23 protein-coding genes, 1 tRNA gene and 4 pseudogenes are annotated in these 23,194 nt (G+C 35.9%); 11 read left to right on the top strand and 17 right to left on the bottom strand.

Annotated elements, in window-relative coordinates; all coding sequences use genetic code 11:
* Positions 1 to 19: 19 nt before the first annotated feature.
* From CRJ00_RS06445 to CRJ00_RS06390, 13 genes and pseudogenes are all read right to left on the bottom strand, one after another.
* Positions 20 to 607: an RNA polymerase sigma factor gene (locus tag CRJ00_RS06445; RefSeq protein ID WP_180268434.1), complete on the bottom strand. Its 588-nt coding sequence runs from the start codon at positions 605 to 607 to the stop codon at positions 20 to 22.
* 268 nt (positions 608 to 875) lie between these two features.
* Entirely contained in the window at positions 876 to 1,787 is a 912-nt protein-coding gene (locus CRJ00_RS06440; protein WP_099366048.1) for a fimbrillin family protein, read from the bottom strand.
* A 28-nt stretch (positions 1,788 to 1,815) separates the two neighbouring features.
* Positions 1,816 to 3,531, bottom strand: coding sequence for an SUMF1/EgtB/PvdO family nonheme iron enzyme (locus tag CRJ00_RS18960; RefSeq protein WP_099366047.1), 1,716 nt, complete (start codon positions 3,529 to 3,531; stop codon positions 1,816 to 1,818).
* 31 nt (positions 3,532 to 3,562) lie between these two features.
* On the bottom strand, positions 3,563 to 5,233 hold the full coding sequence (locus CRJ00_RS06430) for an SUMF1/EgtB/PvdO family nonheme iron enzyme (RefSeq protein WP_144038112.1): 1,671 nt from the start codon (positions 5,231 to 5,233) through the stop codon (positions 3,563 to 3,565).
* 81 nt (positions 5,234 to 5,314) lie between these two features.
* Positions 5,315 to 5,617 carry an NmrA family NAD(P)-binding protein gene (locus tag CRJ00_RS06425; protein ID WP_099366045.1) on the bottom strand — a complete coding sequence of 101 codons (303 nt, stop codon included), beginning with the start codon at positions 5,615 to 5,617 and terminating at the stop codon, positions 5,315 to 5,317.
* A gap of 65 nt (positions 5,618 to 5,682) precedes the next feature.
* Entirely contained in the window at positions 5,683 to 6,135 is a 453-nt protein-coding gene (locus CRJ00_RS06420) for a helix-turn-helix transcriptional regulator (protein ID WP_180268433.1), read from the bottom strand.
* Positions 6,136 to 6,156: 21 nt separating this feature from the next.
* Positions 6,157 to 6,477: pseudogene (locus CRJ00_RS19345) on the bottom strand (DUF6597 domain-containing transcriptional factor); the annotation flags it as partial.
* A 35-nt stretch (positions 6,478 to 6,512) separates the two neighbouring features.
* Positions 6,513 to 7,205 carry a formylglycine-generating enzyme family protein gene (locus CRJ00_RS06415; protein WP_180268432.1) on the bottom strand — a complete coding sequence of 231 codons (693 nt, stop codon included), beginning with the start codon at positions 7,203 to 7,205 and terminating at the stop codon, positions 6,513 to 6,515.
* On the bottom strand, positions 7,202 to 7,651 hold the full coding sequence (locus CRJ00_RS06410; RefSeq protein ID WP_306473103.1) for a DUF4180 domain-containing protein: 450 nt from the start codon (positions 7,649 to 7,651) through the stop codon (positions 7,202 to 7,204). The genes CRJ00_RS06415 and CRJ00_RS06410 overlap by 4 nt, the downstream gene beginning before the upstream one ends.
* Positions 7,652 to 7,707: 56 nt before the next feature.
* Positions 7,708 to 7,899 carry a hypothetical protein gene (locus tag CRJ00_RS06405; RefSeq protein WP_099366043.1) on the bottom strand — a complete coding sequence of 64 codons (192 nt, stop codon included), beginning with the start codon at positions 7,897 to 7,899 and terminating at the stop codon, positions 7,708 to 7,710.
* A gap of 118 nt (positions 7,900 to 8,017) precedes the next feature.
* On the bottom strand, positions 8,018 to 8,617 hold the full coding sequence (locus tag CRJ00_RS06400; RefSeq protein WP_099366042.1) for a hypothetical protein: 600 nt from the start codon (positions 8,615 to 8,617) through the stop codon (positions 8,018 to 8,020).
* Positions 8,618 to 8,658: 41 nt separating this feature from the next.
* Positions 8,659 to 9,048: a VOC family protein gene (locus CRJ00_RS06395; RefSeq protein ID WP_099366041.1), complete on the bottom strand. Its 390-nt coding sequence runs from the start codon at positions 9,046 to 9,048 to the stop codon at positions 8,659 to 8,661.
* A 341-nt stretch (positions 9,049 to 9,389) separates the two neighbouring features.
* A complete protein-coding gene (locus tag CRJ00_RS06390; protein WP_099366040.1) occupies positions 9,390 to 9,824 on the bottom strand; it encodes a DUF6194 family protein in 435 nt (144 codons plus the stop codon).
* A gap of 92 nt (positions 9,825 to 9,916) precedes the next feature.
* On the opposite strand from CRJ00_RS06390, the gene CRJ00_RS06385 reads away from it, so the two are divergent.
* Entirely contained in the window at positions 9,917 to 10,261 is a 345-nt protein-coding gene (locus tag CRJ00_RS06385; protein WP_099366039.1) for a winged helix-turn-helix transcriptional regulator, read from the top strand.
* A 24-nt stretch (positions 10,262 to 10,285) separates the two neighbouring features.
* On the opposite strand, the pseudogene mobC reads toward CRJ00_RS06385, so the two are convergent.
* Positions 10,286 to 12,282 (bottom strand): annotated as a pseudogene (gene mobC / locus CRJ00_RS06380) (conjugal transfer protein MobC).
* A 267-nt stretch (positions 12,283 to 12,549) separates the two neighbouring features.
* On the opposite strand from mobC, the pseudogene CRJ00_RS19340 reads away from it, so the two are divergent.
* A pseudogene (locus CRJ00_RS19340) lies at positions 12,550 to 13,005 on the top strand (Crp/Fnr family transcriptional regulator); the annotation flags it as partial.
* A 68-nt stretch (positions 13,006 to 13,073) separates the two neighbouring features.
* Positions 13,074 to 13,403, top strand: a complete 330-nt coding sequence (locus CRJ00_RS06370) for a DMT family transporter (RefSeq protein ID WP_099366074.1) — start codon at positions 13,074 to 13,076, stop codon at positions 13,401 to 13,403.
* Positions 13,404 to 13,501: 98 nt separating this feature from the next.
* On the opposite strand, the gene mobB is transcribed toward CRJ00_RS06370, so the two are convergent.
* From mobB to CRJ00_RS06355, 3 genes and pseudogenes are all read right to left on the bottom strand, one after another.
* On the bottom strand, positions 13,502 to 14,779 hold the full coding sequence (mobB, locus tag CRJ00_RS06365; RefSeq protein WP_099366038.1) for a conjugal transfer protein MobB: 1,278 nt from the start codon (positions 14,777 to 14,779) through the stop codon (positions 13,502 to 13,504).
* A 1-nt stretch (position 14,780) separates the two neighbouring features.
* Positions 14,781 to 15,218: pseudogene (gene mobA / locus CRJ00_RS06360) on the bottom strand (conjugal transfer protein MobA).
* Between the two features lie 741 nt (positions 15,219 to 15,959).
* Positions 15,960 to 16,033, bottom strand: a tRNA-Lys gene (locus tag CRJ00_RS06355).
* A gap of 46 nt (positions 16,034 to 16,079) precedes the next feature.
* Between CRJ00_RS06355 and CRJ00_RS06350 the strand changes: the two genes are divergently transcribed.
* The 8 genes from CRJ00_RS06350 to CRJ00_RS06315 form a co-directional block, all read left to right on the top strand.
* Positions 16,080 to 17,210 (top strand): tyrosine-type recombinase/integrase, encoded by a 1,131-nt coding sequence (locus CRJ00_RS06350; RefSeq protein WP_099366037.1) that lies wholly within the window; start codon positions 16,080 to 16,082, stop codon positions 17,208 to 17,210.
* 133 nt (positions 17,211 to 17,343) lie between these two features.
* On the top strand, positions 17,344 to 18,417 hold the full coding sequence (locus CRJ00_RS06345; protein WP_099366036.1) for a hypothetical protein: 1,074 nt from the start codon (positions 17,344 to 17,346) through the stop codon (positions 18,415 to 18,417).
* A gap of 290 nt (positions 18,418 to 18,707) precedes the next feature.
* On the top strand, positions 18,708 to 19,169 hold the full coding sequence (locus CRJ00_RS06340) for a hypothetical protein (protein WP_099366035.1): 462 nt from the start codon (positions 18,708 to 18,710) through the stop codon (positions 19,167 to 19,169).
* A gap of 62 nt (positions 19,170 to 19,231) precedes the next feature.
* Entirely contained in the window at positions 19,232 to 21,061 is a 1,830-nt protein-coding gene (locus CRJ00_RS06335; protein WP_099366034.1) for a hypothetical protein, read from the top strand.
* Between the two features lie 521 nt (positions 21,062 to 21,582).
* Positions 21,583 to 22,035: a JAB domain-containing protein gene (locus tag CRJ00_RS06330; protein WP_099366033.1), complete on the top strand. Its 453-nt coding sequence runs from the start codon at positions 21,583 to 21,585 to the stop codon at positions 22,033 to 22,035.
* A 291-nt stretch (positions 22,036 to 22,326) separates the two neighbouring features.
* Positions 22,327 to 22,608, top strand: a complete 282-nt coding sequence (locus CRJ00_RS06325; RefSeq protein WP_099366032.1) for a hypothetical protein — start codon at positions 22,327 to 22,329, stop codon at positions 22,606 to 22,608.
* Between the two features lie 4 nt (positions 22,609 to 22,612).
* Entirely contained in the window at positions 22,613 to 22,945 is a 333-nt protein-coding gene (locus CRJ00_RS06320) for a hypothetical protein (protein WP_099366031.1), read from the top strand.
* Between the two features lie 43 nt (positions 22,946 to 22,988).
* On the top strand, positions 22,989 to 23,194 hold a 206-nt coding region (locus CRJ00_RS06315), incomplete at its 3' end, for a DUF4372 domain-containing protein (RefSeq protein ID WP_218962189.1).

Raw genomic sequence — 23,194 nt, 5'->3', positions numbered from 1 at the left:
TAATATTGATGAATAGGTATTATTTAAATAAAAAAAAATAAATTAATATATAAACATATCCTTGATTCTCATTATTTTGAATTTGTTCCTTAACAAACTTTATAGCAGCTACTAAATGATTTTTAACGGTATATTTGGAAATTTGGAGTTTTTCTGCAATTTCTTGATAGGATAACTCTTCAAATCTACTCATTCGAAAAACTAATTGTTGCTTTGTCGGAAGTCTAATAACTATGGATTCTATAAGATCTAGGAAATCTTTCTCCTCCAATGGGTTTTCCTCTAAATAATAGGATTGTTCTAATTCCTCTACACTAAACTTTACAAATCTGGACCGGTTTCTATTGATAATTTTTAATCTATTAAAACTATGATTCCGACAAATTACAAACAATAAAGCTTTTAAATTTGAATCATCAGAAAGTTGAGCCCGATTTTTCCACAATTGGATATAACTGTCTTGGACAATTTCTTCCGCATGTTCTTCATCTTTTAAAATATGAAATGCAAGCTGATATAAAGACGCACCAAAATCATCATATAATACCCTCAGGGCTAATTGGTTCCCCTTTTTTAGTTGTGCTAAGATGTTTGAAAAAATAGGCAAATGATTAGAATATTTTTCTCTAATTTAAGTTAATAAATTCAACATGCAAAATGCACCTAAATACTTCAACTTTTATTTCCTGTACAATATTAAGTATATCATCCAATAATTCGAGTTAAAAAAAATTGAGACAAATCCCATTTAGTTTATATTTTTGAAAAAGAACCTTAAACAAGTTAAAAAATATAAAAGCCGTTAATACTTTAGTAAAAACGGCCTTTGTAAAAAGAGTCGAAACTAGGCAATTCCCCGATTAGTATTCTCTATTTTAATTCGCAACCCCAGACCGACTTACAGTCACCCAATCATTTACCGTAACAGCTCCCAAATTAACCCCAGTCTTCGAAATAGCCAAGTTATACGTATATTCTTTCCCCGCTTCGAAATTCTCATTAGCTGTACTTGTATAGGTATATTGGCTTCCATTGATGACAAAAGTAATAGAAAATGCCCCCGCTGTTGGATTATTTCCAGGAAGCACGATGGCTTCATAAGTTTGACCAGCAGCTGTCATTTTAGGCGAAATCCCCTGCTTCACGGTTGGTGTAGAAATTGTTCCTTGAAATAAATCAAAAATAGCCTTTGTGTACATGCCATTGATATTGATTACCATGGTGCCCCACATAGGATCAGTATTACTCAATCCTGCAGATGCGGTAGGTTTAATGATGATCTTGCTTAATTTATGGTCAAAGGTCAATGGAACGGAAAGTCCAGCGGTTTTTAAGAAGCCAGCTCCTCCATTGTTTGATTTTGCCCATAACAAATCGATTGCCGCTTGGTCTGATTGAACCGCCACATCAATATTTATAGGTCCAGGAAAATTTAACCCTGATTTATGCGGAGCATAGGCGATGAAATCTACAGGCAGCATATTTACCGGATAATAGATTTCCTGACCTGTTTCAGGAAGGAAACTCGTCCCGTTAAATACATATTTTTTATTATTGGCTTGCTCTAGAATAACCGGAGTACCTAATTGAACCATGGTAACCCCAATGGCTTGATTGGCTTGCCAAGAACTTGTTGTAGAAAGCCCCCCTGTTGATGCTTTTTGATTGGTTATTTTCCCATTAAATTGAATGGCTTCTTCTACGACCTCACTTTTGATCGGATCTTTTCCACAGGAGCTGAACAAAAGTGCGGTGGCCATTGCGGTAATTAATAATTGTGCTTTCATATTGATAATAATTATATTTTTAACTTATTTATTTTTCATAGATAACCCGAAAACCTGTTGATAAATTTGCTTGAGTTGAATAAATGGTCGACCTAGCAGACGATGTAGCATCAATTGATCTATAACTTCCTCCTCGAACAACATGATATTCTCCAGTAAAATTCCCTGGGTCCACAACTTCGCCGTTTGGAACGGAGTATCCTTCCAAAACTACTGTATTTGACCTATCCAAGGTCATCTCGTCGACATTCCCATACATATCATGTAAACCCCAGTCATTAGGCAATTTTTGGCCAACAGGTTGGACGGAATTGGAGCTATTGCTATGGATCCACGCATAATCCCCCAGATTGGCGATATCATTTCCAAAAAAATAAGTCGTGGAAGATCCTGCTCGACAAGCATATTCCCATTGCGCCTCGGTAGGAAGTTTGCCACCAACCCAATTGCAGTAGGATAACGCACCATGTGATAAAACAAAGGTCATCGGATATTGCTCATAACCAGGTTCTACCCTCCATTTTTTTAATGTTTCATCATAAATTGGAGATAATTCTGGCCGATTTATATTGTAGTAAAATAGTACTGAGCCATTCCAATTAACTAATGGCGGGTTATTTTTAACATATTTAGCATTCAAAAAATCAACATATTCGCTAAGCGTAACTTCATTTTTGCTCATGTAAAAATCCTTGGAAATTTTAACCAAACGAACCGGTAATTCATTTTCGATTGCACCAGGATTACCGTTTCCCATTAAAAATGTTCCCGCCTTGATAAGTACCGTTTTTCCCCCAGTTGGGAAATCATCCACAATAAAACTGTAAGCATTTGATCGCGTCATTTGAAGGGTATTTTTTTGCTTGGTTACTTTTGTTGTTTTCCCCAGTGTCATAAAGATCAGCGCTTGATCGGCCTCGATCGTTTGGGGTGGAACCAATGCCCTATAGGTATACGTTGTATTTTGCGCTCCACCATCCGTTTGCTCTACCCTATACGGACGAAGCCCTGCATAGGTGTTTGCTGTTGTGGTAAATCGCTTGAGGAACAAATTATAGGTCCCTGAATACTTTAATCGGCTCAACATCAACTCCATACCTGGATCCGGAGCTGAACCATCCAATGCGGTACCAGGAACTTCGATCTGGATTAAACTTAACGCGTGATGAAATGTTAAGCCCACAGTAGCACCGGACGGAATTGCCGACATTGTGGCCGTCATTAAATCCGAATGGCTGAAATTTGACAAGTTTCGTTGATCCTGCTTCACTTCAAATTTGAAATTTGTAGGATCTGTTAGCTTAGGGTTGTACGGATAGTAGGCGTAAAAATCGTAGTTCGCAATATCACGATCCCAGTTTGCATTACTTGACCAGGTTGTACCATCGAATACAAGCTTTGCATTATGGATAAGGTTTCCTGCCGCAGCCAAAGGTTGACCGGCAGGAACAGCAAAAACACCAACACTATCTCCCGCAGTAAAATTAGTCGTAAAATTCGATCTTGACACCGGTGGACTAAGTGCCATAGAAGCCCCTGATGTATTCCTATGGGTTTTTCCTAATGCTGTACCCACTTGGTCATCATGAGATGCTATTTGAATATCAAAGCGGATGCTTCCTTTCTGCTGTTCATTAGGATCTGCTATCTCCATCTTCTCCTGACAAGCCTGCAACCCAATGAAGAATAAAATAAAAAGCGATCCTGACAACTTTCGGAAGTATGATTTAAGCATTTGTTTCATAGCTGATAAGTAACATTGTTAATAAATAAACCTATGGATTTATAACTATCCGAAATCCTGTATATAGATCAGTATTGAAAGCATTTTTTAACCTTCTTTTATACGCCCCACCGAGGGATCCGGAAGATCCATAATTTCCTCCCCTGACAACCCTTGATTGTGTTGTAAATCGACTGATAGGGTCAATCGTTGGATTTTGTTCAGTATTTGACGAATATTGGTTTAGAAAATCGACTTGGTCTAAAGCCCATTCTGAAACATTTCCACCCATATCATATAGTCCCCAAGGATTTGGAAGCTTTTCTCCAACGGCATGTACTCTATTTATAGCATTTATATTTCCATCATGAAACCATTCAAATGGCCGTAAATCGATTGCAAGATCTCCGGAAAAAAAATAAGTTTTTGTGCCAGCACGATAGGCATATTCCCATTGTGCTTCCGTTGGCAATGTTCCTCCTGCCCATTGTGCATAAGCAAGTGCCCCATACCAAGATACCTGCCTCATTGGATGATTTTCTTTTCCCCTGGGTGATTTCCAAGTGTTGTTCTCAAATATTGGTGTTGCTTGAGCATCTACTACAAACAGCAATACATTTTCTCCATTTATGTTATGGTAAATGCTATTTGGGGATCCACTTCCCGCAGAAGCAACTCCTAATGCATTTAAAAATTGAGCATATTGTGAAATCGTAGTCTCATATTTACTCATGAAAAAGCCTTTCGAAATTTTCACCCAATGCTGTGGTCCTTCATAGCGATTAGATGTTTCTGATGTATCAGGAGCACCCATCTGGAAGGTTCCAGCGGGAATATAAACATAGTCCAATGGATATCCATTCACCGTTTCAGTAGGCGAAACAACGTTTGATTTGGTCCAAGGAACAACCTGCGTAAGGGCAATTTTTACCTCTTTATCCTTTAAGGTGATGGTGTAATCATATTGTTTTCCAGGTTCAAATATTTCGGTAAGGGGTAGTTGATAGGTCCAGCTCCAATTGTTGAAACTAAATACTATCATTCGATTGGTCAAGCTGTTATGAGGAATAACGATTCCAGAGAGAGTAGAGCCTAGGAAAATGGGGCGTGAAGAAACTGTTTGATTGGAAAGTAATCCGGTACCTAAATTAAAATCAGCTTTATCATAAAAACCATTGAGGCTGATGTTTGCTGATGTTATAGCGGTACCATTGATAACCTGAATATTAAATTTTATCTTACTTAATTGATGATTGAAGTTTAACGGCACAGCACTGTTGGATTTACCTATATTTTGCGCCGAATTACTGTACAATAGATCAATAGCTTGTTGATCACTTTGATTCCCAACATCTACAGGATAGACTTGGCCTATTCCATTCTTAAAGGGGGCATATGCAAAGAGGTCTACCGTGCCAGACTGCGGGTAATAGATCGGAGGACCCTGCAGGTCAAAAGAACCCGTTGTACTGTGAAATACAACTTGCTGATTGTTGGCCAGCAGTGTGGCAAAGCCATTGGTTCCGGAAGGTTTTACAAATAGCCCAAAATCATCCTGGTCATTCCATGTGGTTGTAGGGTTGGAATTCGTTGAGCCTATATTCGCTTTCACCTGAACTTTTTGATCACTGGCGATAATTCCTATATCGCCCTCCCGGGAACAGGAGACCATCATCAGCATGCTGATGAGGATTATTAAAGGGGCTATTTTAACTTTTACCATGCGATTCCTGATTCTTGTACTTCCTTCCAATCGTTCACTCTTATTTCAAACCCGCCTCAGTATGTGTATCTACATTGGCCGCTAAACTTTTATGTTGTTTTTTGCCATTGCATTTACTACATTTTTTTCCTGCTGTTTGGCAGTCTCCACATCTACCCTAATAGTAGAGATCTGTAATACTTTTTCTACACCTTTAAAGGCTTGTTTGAGCGTTTCATAATCGTTGTAATCCGCTTTCCTGATAATTACGCTCTGTTCCTTAAAATCGTTTATCGTTTCGGGATTTCTCACGATGGCAAAAATGTTTGTCGGCGCGACTTTCTGCAATAAAAATTGAATGGTTGCTTTTCCCAAATGTGCGTTTGCTCCTGTAATGGCTATCATAATTATACTTTTCCTACAAAGTTATCAGCCTGTTTTGTATTAAAATTGAATAAGACCGACAGCCATTAAATTTTCCATTCAGGAAAATTCGCAACTTGTTCGTTGGCCTTGTGTACAAAATGCTTCGGGCTTGTTCCTGCAAACTCCTTAAAAACTCTGATAAAATGCGATTGGTCAAAATAATCGTTTTGATAAGCAATGTTTGTCAGCTTATTAAATTGGGTTTGACGTATGCTTTCCAAAGCGGATTGAAAGCGGTTTATCCTTGCAAATAGCTTGGGAGAAATACCAATGTGCTGTTTAAAATACCGTTCCAATGAACGTTCGGATAAGCTTAGTTCGTTTTGAATGGTCGGTAAGCTGCCACCTTTTTGCAGTTGGGTAGTTGCAAAATTTACTTTCTCGCTTTCCGCTTTTCTTTTTTCAGCCTGTTCTATCAAAAAGCGCGATAACAATTTAATTCTTTGTTGGACAGTAGTGGTATTTAAAAGTTGGTCAGTTATATTGGTTTTAGTCAATTCGTTGATGTCAATATGTTGATTGGTCAGTTCGTTTGCATCTATTCCAAAAATAGATTTTAATGCAGTAGGTTGAAAATAAATACCAATGTTACGGAAAGGTTGAACTGATTTAAGTTCTGTATATCGTGTCGTTTGTCAGTACAAAAATAACTGTGGTAGTTTTTTATTGCCTTTATCAAGAAATGCTTTTTTGTTTTCTAGAAAAATTAGCCCTGGCAAGCCGTCCGACATTATTTTGAATGTCTTATCGGAAAATTCTAAACTATCGTCTTCCAACATCCAAAAGTAGCGAACATGTTTTCGTAATGGGTCTGTAGGATATACTTGTTGATAGTTCATTTTGACTGTTCGATATCGTCTGGTACGGTCGTTTTTTATTTGTTTTTCACAATTCTAAATCCCAAATCGTCTATTTTGAACGAGAAAGGATGACTTCTTCTTCGAGTTGTCGCCATAACACTTCTTTCTTGGTCGCACCATCCACCACCACGGAATACACGATAAGAGCCGTAAACAGTTTCATCATAAATATCTGTACACCATTCCCAAACATTTCCCAACATATCGTAAAGCCCCCAATTATTTGGTATTTTTTGTCCGACTTCTTGCGTGTGATTATTGGAGTTTTCTTTAAACCAAGCGATTTCACTCAATACTCCATATCTAATGTCTTTGGTTCCTGCTTGGCAAGCAAATTGCCATTCTGCTTCTGTTGGTAATCGAAATCCATTTGCTTCTGAATACAGCGTTACAATTTCAGTGACCAAATCAATTTCATAACATTTATCTTTTCCTAAGGATTCAGAAAGAGCGTTACAAAAACTTACTGCATCAATCCAAGAAACTGTTTCAACCGGGAGCTTGCCGCCTTGAAATGTACTCGGATTTTGATTGGTTACTGTTAAATACAAATCTTGTGTTACCGGATATTTTAAAATGAAAAACGATTTAATCTCTGTTGTCCATTTTTCTTTTATTCTGTCATCACGTAATTCTATTGTTCCTTTTGGAATTTGAATCATTTGCTCAGCAATAATTGCTTCTATGTCTATCTTTGTAACATTCATTTCCCTGATAATTTTGTAAATGCTTCATTCGTTGATGAAACAAAGCTAATTTGGTTTCCCTTATTGCTTTCATATATGAAATCTTTTAGGCTCTTGCTGTTGAATGTCGAAAAATTCCCCACAATAGCCAATTGAACACGATAAGTTGAAAATTTTTGAAGGATTTCTCCCGCCATTCGATTTTTGAGTTCAAAAAAGTCTGGAGTAATATTTTTTTGATGAATGACAACTTTATCAAATCCTTGATAATAAACGTTCCCTAATAAATTCAGTCCATCATCTATGTTGTTTATCAGGATTTGTTCTGATGAAAGTTCAGCAATCTTTATGTTATTTATCTCGTGTGTGTTTATTTCCATTTCAATCTCTGGCGTATGTTTTTTTAAATGCCCGCTAACGGTAAACTGTATGAGTAATGGCGGATTTGCGTGCGATTTTCCGTCCATATTTTTTTGCATTCCGTCAATACTTTCGGTTTGATTATGGTGGAAGCCTTATTTTATCAATTATTTGCTGATTCTAACTGTGCTTTTTCAATCAAATTTAAGGCAATCTGTAACGCTTTAATTCTACGTTCAAGTAAAGTTTGTTGAGAAGAATTTTCCTTTAAATTAGGTAGTGCTTTTTTACATTTGCTTAGAAGTGATATAATTGCAACTTTGGCTTCATTCAATTCTTCTTTTCTATGATTCATTTTTTATAGTTTTTCGTATGTTGTTTATTACGCACAAGCCGAGCTGAAAAAAAAATTGTTTTTCAGCTTCCATGATTTCCTCTTTGTTTATTTTTATTTTGTTGATACTACAATGATTTTATTGTTTCCAATTAAGATTTCCATTTTTGTCAAACATTTCGATAGATGGATTCCCTAAACTGTCAACCCTTAAGATAATTCTTGGTACCTCGTTGGCATCTTTCATAATCAGAGCAGCATTTCCGTTTTCTGTTATCAGGTTAATTCTATTAATATTGTGACCTGGTTTGCCAGACAAGTCTTTGTCATTAATAATCAAACCGGCTTTAAAATAACTATCTTCTTTATTATCCTGAGCGAGAACACCAATAGCATCGGCATTTTGATAGTCTAAAGCTATAGCATTTAAATTTGTGGTTTCATTATCGGTTATGGCAATCCCCCCTCGTTCATCACCGTTTTTATCATAAAAAATAATCCCTGCCGGATTAACTGCCCTTTGAAATGTTTTACCACTGATGATGGGAGGCGGAATATTATCCATATTGGAGATTACGATTCTGTTTTTTCCGGTTTTGTCTTTAATGTTAATCCTTTCAGCGTCCATAAATCCATTTGAGCCATTTAGTAGTATAAAACTTAAAGCGGTTAAGAGTGCGATATTGAATACGACAAGTGTATAAAACGGAATTTTAAAAGTTCTTGATGTTGTTTGCATGGTTTAAAAATGTATTTAGATTGATGATGTATGCTGTTTTTTTATCCTTCGTATATGTGAAATTCTGTTACCGTTATGAAATAGCCATCGGGGTCCCTGAACGAGAATTCCTGTCTGCGTGAATTTTTATTTAGGTGAATTTCTTCTTCAACAGTCCATTCGATTTCTTCAAGGTTACGCTTCACTTTCTTCCAATCAGAAGTTCTAAAATAAAGTAACAAGCCATTTCCTGCTGTTGAACTTTGGTCTTTCATCGTTGGGTGACCGTCCCTTTCCCAAGCGTGCAAGCAAAGCACAATTTCATTGTCCTTATTCGTCAGAACGGAAAAATGGTCTCCATCGTGTACAATGTTGAATCCAAATATGTTTCTATACCATTCAGCACTCACTTCAACATCTTTTACGGCAATCATTGGATCAAGTTTTGTCATTTTTTTTTCTATTTATTGTTTATGGTGTATGCTCATTGTTTTGTTAAGCTTTAACAGCAGGCATAATTTTTCAAATATAATAAATCAACGATTCCTGAAAAGTATCATCCTAAAAACTAGTTTCGAACAAACCTTGATTGAAATCGGCCGATAGCAATTTTGTAATAACTTTTCAGCTTCCGTAGGTTAGAGTATAGGAATACATTGAAACCCCATTTTACTCATAAAATGCAGAACAACGTTGGTTTTATCACTTTTACCATAGACGTGTAATATATTATCACAATCTTCTATATCGAAATTTATTTAGTAAGCGGGTAATTTATTTATGTAATCTTCCCTTATATGCGGTTTCCCCTTTTCAACTTGTTAGAATATTTTTTATCATAGCGGGTCTTTGCTATTAGGTGCGCTTCGGATATAAAATTGATAGTTTCTTCGAGCTTTTCTTCTACAGGATTGAGGATACAAATAAAGTGTTGTGCGGAATAGTGAGGGTGAGGAATAAAGGAATTTAATTTCGTGTAATCCCATTCCATTTTAGGATTATTGAATAGTCTGTTAAATGTCTCTTTTGAAACACCTATATTCACTCTGAATACACCGTCACGATTTAAATTAGAAACACTATCGTATTCGTTGTCTGATTTAGCAATGCTTACGAATGGAAGTACATGGTCGTTTCCGTAAAAAAAAAGACTGTAACCAAAACTTTCCAATCCTTGAACGTTTTCCAGACTTTTCGTAATGTGACTTTCAATTTTTAGTAATGACATAATTTATGATTTTCTTAATTGCAAAGTTCAGTCAATTACTTTAAATTTGCAAGTAGTTACCATTTTGATATATAGGAACATAAAGTAGAGTAATGGGTAAAATAGCAATTTCAAACACTACAAAAGAAGAAAATAAAAGCCAACTTTGCCCATTTCAGGAAGCAATGGACTTAATCTCGGGAAAATGGACGATGTCCATTATTAACACTTTAATGAATGGAAAAATGCGGTTTAAAGAACTCGAAAGAAATGTAACAGGTATTAATACACGGATGTTGGTTAAAGAGCTTAAGCAACTTGAAACAAAAAAAATAATAAAAAGAAAAGCGTTTGCAACAATACCACCCACGGTAGAATACTCGTTAACAAAGAAAGGGAAAAATCTTAAACCAATAATCATTGAAATACAGGCATGGGCTATGAAAAACCCCGACTAAAACAAAGATTTAAGTGCTTACAAGTTAGGTGTTTTGCACGAAATGCTGTAAATTAGGGTCGTTCTTGATGCGTTTCATTTCGCTTTCCACAATCTGCACAATGTCCGCTTTGACCTGCCTGTAATTGGCTTCAATTACCTGCTTCATATTGTCGTTGCCGTGTTCATCAGTAAAAGATAATATCAGCGGTATCTTTTTGTACGCTTTGGTTTCGGCAGACACCTTTTCATTATCCACGACAATTTCAGCGCGAAATATTTTCTGCTCGATACGTTCATCAAAATTGTCTGAAACAGACCCAACGAACATTCCCTGTGTCAATGTAGATATTTTGGAGGCAGGTATAAGGGTGTCCAATTGGGTGGAAATGGAAGTGGATTTATCATTGCGGTTAATGGTGATGCTCTGACGTTTCTGCAATACCTTTCCAAACCGTTCGGAAAGTGTTTTTGCTGTCTCTCCTACAACCTGTCCGCTAAAGATATTGCCGACCAGATTTTGTATTACCTTACTTTCTTTATCGCCGTAATCCCGTGTTAATTGCGAATAGTCTTGGATGCCAAAAAGTGACGAAATCCGATTTGAACGTGCCGTACTGATAAAATCCAATCCCCTAAAATAAATGGTGGGCAATTCGTCTATGACAATGGAACTTTGAAGCTGTCCTTTCTTATTGATGAGTTTTACAATCCTCGAATTGTACAATCCCAAAGCGGACGAATAGATATTTTGACGGTCGGGGTTATTACCCACGCATAGGATTTTCGGCTCTTGGGGGTTGTTGATGTCCAGTGAAAAATCATCCCCCGTCATTACCCAATAAAGCTGTGGCGAAATCATCCGTGACAAGGGAATTTTTGCCGATGCTATCTGCCCCTGCAACTGGTCTTGCGCTCCGCCTTGCCACGCATCCATGAAAGCCGACAGATAGTTTTCGAGTTCAGGATATGAGGTCAGTACCGTAAAAACGTCTGCATATTTTTTGTTCAATAACTCGATAGCATGGGGAAACGTGCAGTACTTTCCATTTTCATAGATTTTCAGAAACCAAATGATTGAAGCAAGCAATATAATTGGGCTTTCCACGAAAAAATCCCCTTGCTTCAAAATCCACGACCTATTGAGGTTCAGCATGATGGTATAAGAGGCTTCGTAAGCATCGGATATATCCGTCATAAAGGCAGGACTTAGAGGATTGCATCGGTGGCTTCGGCGTGGGTCGTCAAAATTGATAACATAAAACTTGGGCTTTACCTTATATTTATCGAAATGTTTCAGCAAATGGTTGTAGGCAATCGTGGAAAGGTCGTCAAACTTGAAATCGTAGATATACATCGCAAAGCCCTTTTCGATATGTTGCTTGATGTAGTTGTTTACGATGGCATAGGATTTTCCCGAGCCGGGAGTACCAAGTACAATCGAAGCTCGAAAAGGATTGACGATATTAATCCAACCGTTGTTCCACTTGCCCTTGTAAAAAAATCTTGTGGGAAGATTGACCGAATATTCATTTTCTATCAGACGGGTTTCCTGTTGGAAACTCTCGTTTTCATTATTGAAAACATCGTCCATCAGATTATTGCGGAGTAGTCGGCTCATCCATACCCCTGCCATGAGCAAGGCTATATATCCCAAACTTGTTGTAAGGATGTAAAGCGATGTGGCACCCCTGCCGACAGCTTTAGCAATGGCGTGTTCAGAAAGAACAGCACAAAGCCGATAACTAAGGCGGTGTAAATCTTAGCCCATGTTATCTTTTCATTCTTTACGCCCTTAGTGCCGAGACAACTTAACGCCAACAACAGCAATGCAAAAATCTTGGTGTAAAGGGTGTGGACAAACAGCTCTGCAGTACGGTTGAAATTGGTCAGTATCTTACCGATAATTTCCAGTGTCCACCCACGTTCGGCAAAGAACCCGTAACAGAACCAATAAAAGTGCATCAGTACCAAAAGAATACTTACGGCACGCATAAAAGCCATGATTTTGGCTAATCCTCTCAAATCGTCTTCTCCCTGCATTCTTTTTCAGTTTTAATGTTCGGATGTGAATTTAAAGGCTCTATACAGTAACTTGAAGAATGTTGCGACCGGTTGTGTTGAGTGGCGGTATTTGGCTTTATAAAAGTCAAAATGATTGCTAACCTATTATCTTTGCAACTAAAATATTTTTCAAGAATTCGATGAACCCACTTATTAGACAACTAAAAAAATACGGAAACCTATCGTCTAAAACCGAAACAGAGGTCTGCAAAAAAATTAAGACCATTTCAAAAAAAAAATGGCGACTTTTTACTCAAAGAAGGACAAATAATTTCGAATTTATTCGTAATCGAAACTGGACTTGTACGCTCATTTTACAATACGAACGAAAAAGAAATAAACGTATGGTTCGGTTTTGAAAATAGTATTTTAGGTTCGGTAATTCCATTATTTTTCAACCAGCCTTCCATAGAAAACATCCAGTTTTTAGAAGACACCATATTACATTACATATCAAGAAATGATTTGGAGCAACACTACAAATCTTCTCTTGAAATGAACACGATCGGTAGGAAAATGGCCGAAGAATATTGTAAAATACTGGAAGAACGTTCTTTTCTCTTGCAAACGCATACCGCGGAACAACGTTACAATTGGCTCTTAAAAAATCAGCCACAGGCTTTACAAAGAATTTCTTTAGGACACATTGCTTCCTATTTGGGTATTTCGCAAGAAACTTTGAGCCGAATTAGGAGGAAGTAACGATTTTGACTTTTGTCAAAAAAACCAATTTGTTTGTTTTGTTTCTTTGTATCAGAAAAAAAGGAACAATGAAGTATTTATTTTTATCATTAGCTATCTTGCTTGAAGTAGTGGGTTCGAGTTTTATGAAAGCATCGGAAGGTTTTTCAAAATTATTGCCAACAGCAATAACAATTGTGGCTTACATTATGTGCTTTTTCTTCTTATCACAAGCCTTAAAATCAATCCCTTTGGGAAATGCCTATGCTATTTGGGGAGGGTTAGGCATTGTCTTGACAGCTATAATTTCAGTTGTAGTGTTTAAGCAATCTTTGGACATACCTGCAATTATTGGAATTATATTGATAGTGGCAGGCGTATTCGTAATGAATTTCTATTCGAAATCGGCAGCACATTAAAGCTAAAAACGGTAATTTTAATCAGAATGAAAGAGTTCTGGTTACCATACACAAAACGATAATCCATCGGGTTTTTTTATGGTCATCGTGATTTTCAATTATTGGCGTGATGGTTTTTGCCGTTTCTTCTTCATGCGGTTGGCAAATGCCTGTTCCTCATAGTCTTCGCCCTGTGCCTCCGGCAGAACCCCACCCAATCCGTCTATCAACAAATCATCGGTTGGGTGTTCTTTATTTAGGTAGTTAAAAAGTGAATGGGCTTCTTCTTTCTCTGCGGTCGATGACTGATTTTGTGCGATTGCTTTTTCAGCTTCTTGGCATTGCCAGACCGCCTGCTCATTCCACCAATCATTAAAGACATTTGCCGATAGTTTTTTGTCCAAAGCTGAACCGTTCCAAACGGTACGGCTTTCGTGGTCGATAAAAGTCATACCGTAGATACGCCCCTCATCGTTGCGCCGTACCACGGCATTGATGCCCTGCTCCAACAGTTGCTTTTTAAGATCGGCTTCATTAGTGGCGGTGTGCATCGCTACTTTAATGGTGCTTTTGAGTACGGCTCTTGCAGGGTCGGTTTTCATTTTCTCCTTAGCCTGTGCAAACTGGTTTTGCAGTTCGTCCAGTCCTGCCTGTTTGCCGAAAAGGGATGCCTTAAAAGGACTGCTCGCTTTTTCTCCCTGTTCGTTCAATACAAAATAGACAAGCCCGTTTTTAGGCTGTCCGTGCAATTCCCCTTTGACTTCCTCTGCCGTAATATTGAAAAGCGAAAGCAAGGCATTGTATGCGCCGAGGCTTGCGTACCCGTAATACTTCGGCAGGTGTTGCAGCACCGATGCGATTTGGCTCTTATCGTCTCCGGCTCTGTAATCCACCGGACGGAATACCTGCTCGTTTCCGGTACGCTGTTTTTCCGTGGCAGATATAAGATTGTACGTTTGTTCCAAATCCCGACAGATTTCCATTGAACGTGGATGGTCGTAACTATCCGGTAGCTTCTTGCCGTCCAAACCCACACAGACCGTTACGATATGGATATGGGTACGTTCAATATCGGTATGCTTAAAAACGACATAAGGTTGGTTGCCATACCCCATGCGCTCCATATACTCCTGCGCCATTCCCACGAATTGCCCATCGCTGACCCTATCCGAAGGATCAGGGTTCAGCGATATGTGTCGCACAGGCTTTTCAGTTTTGATATTTGCGGACAGATACGGCTCAAAACACTGGTGCAGGTAACTGGTCGAATAGGTATTATCCAACGTTTCGGGTATTCTGTTCAATAACAAAACCTGCCCGTTTTCGCTGTCAATCTTCTTTTGGTTGTAGGAAATAGCACCGTACAAATTCTCACCCTTACCAATCTTTGCTATCATCCTATCTGTGTTTTTGCAGGTGTTCTTTTTCAAATTCCCGTGTTAGCTCAATCACTTTCCGGCACAAGTCCGCCATTTCTGCCGTCTGCTTTTCCAGTTTAAAGAGGTAAGCCGATGCCTTTTTCTCCGAGAAATTACGGTAAAGTATCTTCACGATTTGGTTGTAATTCACACCAACCGCTCTGAACTGGCTGTAAAAATTGGTTAGCCTTGTATGAAAATCGACTGCATCCATGTCAATTTTTACGGTTTTGACTGGCTTCTGAAAGATGCAGGCTGTAATGAAATGTGCCATTACTTTCATTCCCGATTGCTAGAACAACGTAAGGAACTGTGCGTTTTCCATGTCGTTGAAACTAATCGAATAACGGTGGATGGCAGGGTCTTTCTTAGGCTTGCGACCAACTTTGTTCGTTCGGTTTCTTCTGTTGTCTACCATATCTAAATCAACTTTAGTTAATTACTATAAACTGCGACTTTGGAGCGGTTTTCAGCCCCCTGCAAGGGCAAGTGGTTTTGAGATGCGGAATTTATTTCGAGCATCTCAAAACATAACTTGCTGTGTTTAGGCGAACAGAAAGTTTCTGAGTTCTTAAACGGCTATCAGCCGAGCCTGCTTGCGTTCAAGCCATACGACTGCCTTGATAGATAGCAAGTTTGTAGGCAGGCATAACCGCTTTAAATATATCAGTCTGACAACTTCTTTTGATTTATTAGGTAATGAGAGGAGGTGCTATTTTGTTTCTCGATCACTACCATTTATTCGTTCAAAGGTCGGAGTATGCTATGTTTCGTTTCATGGGCTAAAAAGGTCAGTGTTTAGCTGATACAAGGTTTTGACTGAAAAATACGATCCGCCAAAAGCGGATGGGATTTCTCAGCAAACTGAAGGCTTGACCTTGTAAAGCGTAAAAACACTGATTCACCTTTGCCCTTGAAAATGAAACGAATAGCATACCTACTTTTACTGAAATAGTATAAAATACTGAAAAACAATGGTGTTACAGTAAAGTGAACTAAAGCGGGTTCGATGTTCTCTAAATTTTGGTGATTTTATGAGACACAACATCGAACCCCGAAGATAATTTTCAAGTCAACGCATATCTATCAGAATACCAATAAATTACGAGCTAAAAAAATGGGACAAATCTATGTTTTTTAGATTTGTCCCAAGAGGTGACCCCGCTGAGGCTCGAACTCAGGACCCACAGATTAAGAGTCTGTTGCTCTACCCCTCTGATGCACGTTTAAGCCTTGTTTTTGACCTGTTTTGTAAAATTCGAGACAAAATCGAGATAACATGTTGAAGTACACAATTAAAATTAAACGATCAGATGATTTAACAAAAAGAGCATTTATTGAAATTATTTTTAAAGGGAAACGATTCAAAGAATATACGGGAATAAAATTAGGATTGAATATTAAACCAAATTATGCTTCGACTATTCCTCAAAGGGACGAACAACTTAAAACATTAGAATATGAATTCAAGAAGGCTATAGATTTAAATATTTACCCAGTCAACCTTAAACCTGTTGAAAAAGCAAGAAAATCTTTTTCTGCTCTTGAACTATTTCAAATTGCTATTTCCAATAAGAAAAAAGCGAACCTATCGCCTAAGTATATTTTAAATTTGGAATCAATTACATTGAAATTTATTGCTTTCCTTAATGATTCCGAATTAAAAGGGAACATTGAAAATATTGGAAGAAATCGCATTCAGGAATTCTTAAACAATTTTGGTTCTACTGCATCTTATTATATGATTGTTCGAAGACATTTGAAAGCCATTTATTCTGAAATAAATAAATTCAATCCTTATGATCTATCAGTTTTTAACAATACTGATAAACGCAAGGCTTCTCCTGTTTTACACAAACCATATTTAGATAATCAACTCCAAGTGGTATTAGAAAGTATAAGAGAATTACATCCTGATTTACATCTTTGTTGCATATTAAGCTACGGATGCCTACTTAGACCTCACAACGAAATCCGACTTTTAAAGAAAGACCATTTTAAAAACAATTTTTCAGAAATACATCTTTCAGGTTCAGAAAATAAAAGTGGTAAAATTAGAATTGTCCCAGTTCCTAAATTTGTCAGGATTTTAGTTGTTCCAAGATTGGAAAAATTGTCCAATGAAGACAACATTTTTAGTGGGAATCTAAATGCCTTTAATCAATATTACTTTAATACAGCGTGGAAAAGGATTTTTAAAAAATTAGAACCTATTGGGTTAATTCAAAATAATCAAACAATTTATTCTTTCCGTCATACTGCGGCAATAAACGTGTATAAGAAAACTAAAGACCTCCATATCCTTCAACAACTTTTAGGTCATTCGGACATGATTGTAACATTAAAATACCTCCGTGGATTAGGTGTTCACAATACAGAGGAACTTCGAGATGTAATGCCAGAACTCTAAAAGTTGGGCACGAAAATTTGATTTTTAAGCACCTTGAAAAAAATGAAGTCCAAACCATAATCACAAAATACGCCCAATTCCCTTTTGTGGAGTTGGGCATTTTTGTTTATTATTAACCATCCAATCATTTTTTATGGCAAACAACAGATCAAACCAAAACGGAGAGGATTTAGTTCCAAAACTTTTTAAAGAAGAATTTGCAATCAATGACACAATTGAAATCTCAGATTTCTATAGGAAGTACTTTACCCCAATAGATTTCTCTGTAAAATCAAAAGATGAAAATTCTGAGACTACGAACATCATATCTAATCAACGTGAAAACAACAGGATAATAAATGAAACTTTTCATATGCTATTTGAGCAATCAGAAGATGGTGGCCGTTATTACCATGATGATTATAGGATATATGAATTGATTTCCTTAGTATTCTTTAAGAAGGATTTAAATGAACTTCCAGAGTTCGAACTAAAGGTGGTAAATGATCTATTCAATCAAATCTTGGATATTTTCCTTCTCTATAAAGTTGACTATTGGAATTCTTATTATTCTCAATATCAGGAATCAATATCAAAGTCTGGATTCAATGAAGAAATTGAAGAAATAGCCTATTTAAGACTGCTTTTGGATAAATGGGAGAATATTTCAAACGTGGAAATATCTCTCCGCAAAAAGGATGAATATGGCTCTGTAATAATTTCTGAAACCCAAAAGGTAATAGATGATGATTTAAAATTGATGTTAGAACCTTTCATTAAACGTAAATATTACGACTTTATTAAAACATATAAGCTTGAAGGTGAAATATCTAATGAGGAGAAACTGGAGTCCAAACTTTATCCAAATGAAGTAACCTCTAAATACACTCTTACAAGCTTCATTTCTGAAGCAATTGCGATTTTGAATTTTGAAGGCATTAAACCTTCAATGAGTTTTGAATATTTTGATTCCCTATATACCATGGTTCATAATAATACTCACTTTGAAACCAGACTAACACCAACCTATGAATTCTTAAAAGTTGTTGTTCCTGCACTAAATATATTCTTAGAGGATCATGCTATTAAAGGTTTCAAGAAAAAACACAAGCACATGCTTATTTTTTCTTTGCTAAGATCTTTTTCATTTATTCCTTTTAAGAAAGGCTTGGAATTAAATGGTAATGAGGATGTTAAGGAGGATTTTATCAAACAGCTTCTAAGGTAAAATAGCTCAATTCCAAAAAGGGGGGATGGAAACATTAAGTTGTTTTTATCCCCCTTTTTCGTTGATGCACCTTTGTATTGTCAACAGCGGATAACGCCTCAGAAAATATGCGAATAAACTGTTGAGTGTTCTTTGAAATGCGATAACAATACAAGAAAAAATGGGGGCAAGGAAATATTAATTTAATAGTTGCCCCTCAAATTAAACAAAGAGCTTTGCTCATGACATCTAGCCAATAAATGTGCAGTTGGTTAGTTGGAAATTATAAATAATGCACACACTTTTTTAAAATGAAAAAAATTAAATTAAGGAAAGTAAGCAACAAGGTTGCAGGCTTCCAAACTAAAAACCAACCAATTACTGTTTTATCATTCTTTAAAGATGATAATAGTGAATCTGGTATCTGTACAAAAGAAGAAATGATAAATTATATTTCTAATCTAGACGAAAATGAATTTACTTCCTTTAGATTTCTACTAGAAAATTTATTCATAAAAGCCAGAGTAAATGTTTCGTCAAAAGTATACACTGATCGTTTTGATGTTGATTATGTATATGTAAACATAAATTATATTTCTGGCGGTGGAGAAAAATTTAAAGTGATCTGCTTCCCTGGTTTTGAAAATTTTAGAATGGCATTAAAAACCAAAGGAGTTTATATTAGCTTTCAAGAGTTGATTGATTACCTAAACATTAAAATTGAAATTCCTGATGAAGGTGATACTTCTGAGGATGCGGATTTTGCCGCATAATTAAATAAGTCAAGGCTGTCCTATTTGGACAGCCTATTTTTTAACCTACAAATATTAAAATCATGAAAACTATTACAATCAATAAAGGACAAAAATTAATGGATTTACCTAAATCAATATTTCCTCACATTCCATCTAACCATATTATTTTTAAAAACATCACAGGTATTGGTGCAACAACAATGGAAATTCTAGATTTAACAAGGCATTCAATCATTATTGAACCAAATGTTCCAGTTATAATAGGTAAGGAGAAAAAACATCCTGAAATCCTAGGTGTTTATAGAGGAGTGTCCGAGAGACATGTTTTAGAATATTTACTAAATGAAAACATTAAAAAGAAGAAAATTCTAACCACTCCTGAATCATTTCAAAAGATAGTATTGGCATGTATTGATAACCAAAGTCGTTTTAACCTATATAAAGATTTTTTCCTTTTATTTGATGAGTGCGACAAAATCACTAAGGATATTGAATTTCGAGAATCAATAACAGATCCACTAACACATTTCTTCATGTTTGATAACAAAGCATTCATTTCTGCAACTGCACTAGTCCCAACCGATCCGAGATTTAAAAGTCAAAACTTTGAATATCTTTCAATAATTCCAAACTATGATATCACTATGAATATCGATTTGCATATTACAAATAATCAATATGCATTATTTCAGTTACTTATAAAGCAAAATGAAGGTCGTAAAAATTTCATTTTCTTCAATTCAATAAGAGGAATTGAAAAAATCATTTCAAAACTTAATATTTCTAATGAAAGTGCAGTATTTGTATCAGATAAAAGTTTAGGTGACATAGAAGGAAAGGTGCAATATGCCTCCTCTTCAATTGAAGAAGAATGTTTTGTGAAGTATAATTTTTTCACATCTAGATTCTTCTCGGCCGTTGATATTGATATAGATTATGATTGTAATATATTTCTTATCACAGACACTCATATGGCAGAACATTCTATAATCGATGCTAATTCGGAAGCAATACAAATTATAGGAAGATTTAGAAATGATAGTTTTAGGAAGAAAATAATAGCTATTTCGAACGTTGATGATAAACTAAATTGCAAGAAAATTGAAGACGCAGAGATATTTATCCATACCCTTGATTGTGTTTATAGCCACCTATTAGCACTTCATGATGCTTCTACAAAACCATCTCAAAGAGAAGCTTTTAAAATTTCATTCGAAGGTCATGTTTATAATAAATTTCTCGATCCCATCACTCGTAAAAAATCTTATTTCCTTATTGATAATTATTTTTTAAAGCAAAAATGTTTATTTCAGTATACCTCCCAAGTCGAATTAATAGACTCTTATAATACTTCTTCAATTTTTAATACTGATATTAATTATTTTAACGTTGAAACTTATTTCAGAAATTTTTTCTACGATTCACAGTCAGATATTTCAAGAAGAATATTCAGATCTTACAAACAAAACATAACAAGAATTTTTGATCTTTTAGATGGGTATAATCATTTCGAACCAACCTCTGATGAATACAATGATTTACAACAGCAAGTGGCTGAAACTCAAATGTATTTTCCAGAGATATTCCTGGCTATAAAGTTGAACCTATTAGAAGAAATATATAAAGCACATTGTAAAACTGATGTTGAAAAAGCAATTAAGTCAAAATTGATTGACGACTCAGATGATTGCATGCCTTTTATAGAAGATTTGAGAAATGAATTTCCAATCAATTCTGAATGGCAAGGAGATGATCTAAAGCAACAATTTGGAGATATAATTGACAAATATTCCCTTCCGATGAAACATACTATTGTTAATGCAAAACGATACTTAGAAATTAGTGATCGCTATAAAGGAAGAGGGGAAAATCGTAACATTTGGTTTTATAAAATATTAGATCATAAATAATGAACTCAATTTTTTGGGACAGTAAATTATTTACCCCTATAAGAGGTATTTCAAGAAAAATACTGTCCCATTTTTAGAGTTAATTCTACTTCAATTTGCTTTCCAAAACGAATTATGAAAAAGTTCAACCCAAATAAACTAAAAAATACCAAATCTGATGAAATGTTTCATTCTTCACGATTCGAGCCAGAAAGTTCGAATCCTTAAAGATAAAGATTCAATATTTTTATTTTAATCTTGCACCTAATAATACAATAAACAAGAGAGTTTAATTTTGATAAAACTGTTTAATTATCATTCATTTAAAATCAACCAAAAATCTATTTGACCTTAGACATCCTTATTGTCAACATATTACCACTATAAAACTTTTTTTCTATTCCCCCCGCATCAAACCTAGATATCAACATCCCCCCACAACGCATCGATTTGGAAGCCATTCTTTCAACATCAAAACCAATAACACAGCCTATCGGAAAGACCGATAGGCTTTTTTTATGTACAAATTTTCACAATCGATTATGAAAAATCTAATGAACGTATCTGAAATAAACGTTGAATTTAAACCTAAATTCAAGCTTTCTGAATGTCCCCAAGTTTCATCTTCTAAGGAAGCCTTTCAGATATTTAAAAATGTGTGGGACGAAGGATTAATGACCTTCTTGGAAGAGTTCAAGGTAATCCTTTTGAACAATGCAAATAGGGTTTTGGGAGTTGTTGACATTGCAATGGGTGGTAAGGACTATGTACCTGTTGATATGAAGATTATATTCTCAATAGCTTTGAAATCTTCAGCATCTAAAATAATATTGGCACATAATCATCCATCAGAAAAACTGATTGCCAGTTCGCATGATATTGCGATTACAAAGAAAGCTGTTGATTGTGGTAAACTTTTGGATATTGAGGTTTGCGATCATTTGATATTGTCAAATCATAGCTACATTAGTTTACGTGATGAGGGAATGTTTTAACCGACATTCAATATTTGTTATATTTGCATCAGTAAAAATATTTAAGAAATTAAGCGTTAGCTTGAAGTTCTTGTGACAGAGAAAACCTAGGAAATTTTCAAATGCACAACAAGGATGGATATGGTAACGTTCTACGCTATATTATTAAGCGTGGGACGTAACCTATCTGTTTGTTTGTGCAGGGTTCTCCTAGGTACCTCTCTCAGCAATCAGCTCTAGGTTATTAGTCCCACGCTTTTTATTTATTAACCATTCGAACTGGGGCATTCGAACCATTTAAATTTAATTTTTATGAAATTTAGATCTTTTTTATTTGCCCTAATTTTGGGTGCATTATTGTTGAGCTCTTGTGGATCTGGAAAGGTTTGGAGCAGAATTGGAATGTCAGAGCAAGAATTTTTGGAAACAAAGAAAAACCGTAAACGTGTACACCTGGTCCAACAAACAATTTCTAAGTCTGTTTACAAGGCTAATGATTTTAATTTCTTCTATTATTTCCAAGACAAAATCTTAGTTGAACAAAATCAGGGACAGAGACAGTCTGATTTTATTTTGGAAAATAGAACTAGATAGGGTTATGAAAAACTTTTTTCTGAATGTTTTAGCAATTCTTATTGGAATAGGATTGCCAGCGTATTATTATTACAATAAAAAACAAAAAGAAATCCATCAACAGGAGTTGGAAGTTGAGAAAACACAAGAGTTAAAGGTAAGAGAGGAAGAAAGAATGAATGAACAACTTTCAAAATCCTGTAAGTATGATTTAGCCTATAAAACTGCTATGAATTACTTATGGAAAGAGAATTATAATCTTATTGAATTAACTATGACCACAGAGAATCCTTCAAATTGTTCTATTGAATACAGTAGCGTCCTAAACGATGGAAAAAATGGCGGTGGATTTATATAGCAGGGAATGCTATATTTATTTCGCTAAAAAAACCTCCATCGCCATGGTAAATATAAACGTATTTTCCCAGATTTTGGGTCTAATCGATCGAGACATTTTTGGCAGATTGGTTCAACAATACCAATCCGACAAGCATCATAAGGGCATCAACAGCTGGACACATTTTGTGAGCATGCTATTCTGCCATTTATCCTCTGCGGATTCGGTTCGGGACATTTCTAATGGACTCCGCAGCACTACTGGCAACAT

The sequence above is a fragment of the Sphingobacterium sp. 1.A.4 genome (genome assembly GCF_002734245.1).
GTDB lineage: Bacteria > Bacteroidota > Bacteroidia > Sphingobacteriales > Sphingobacteriaceae > Sphingobacterium > Sphingobacterium tenebrionis.
This window is presented reverse-complemented; position numbering and strand designations above follow the sequence as displayed.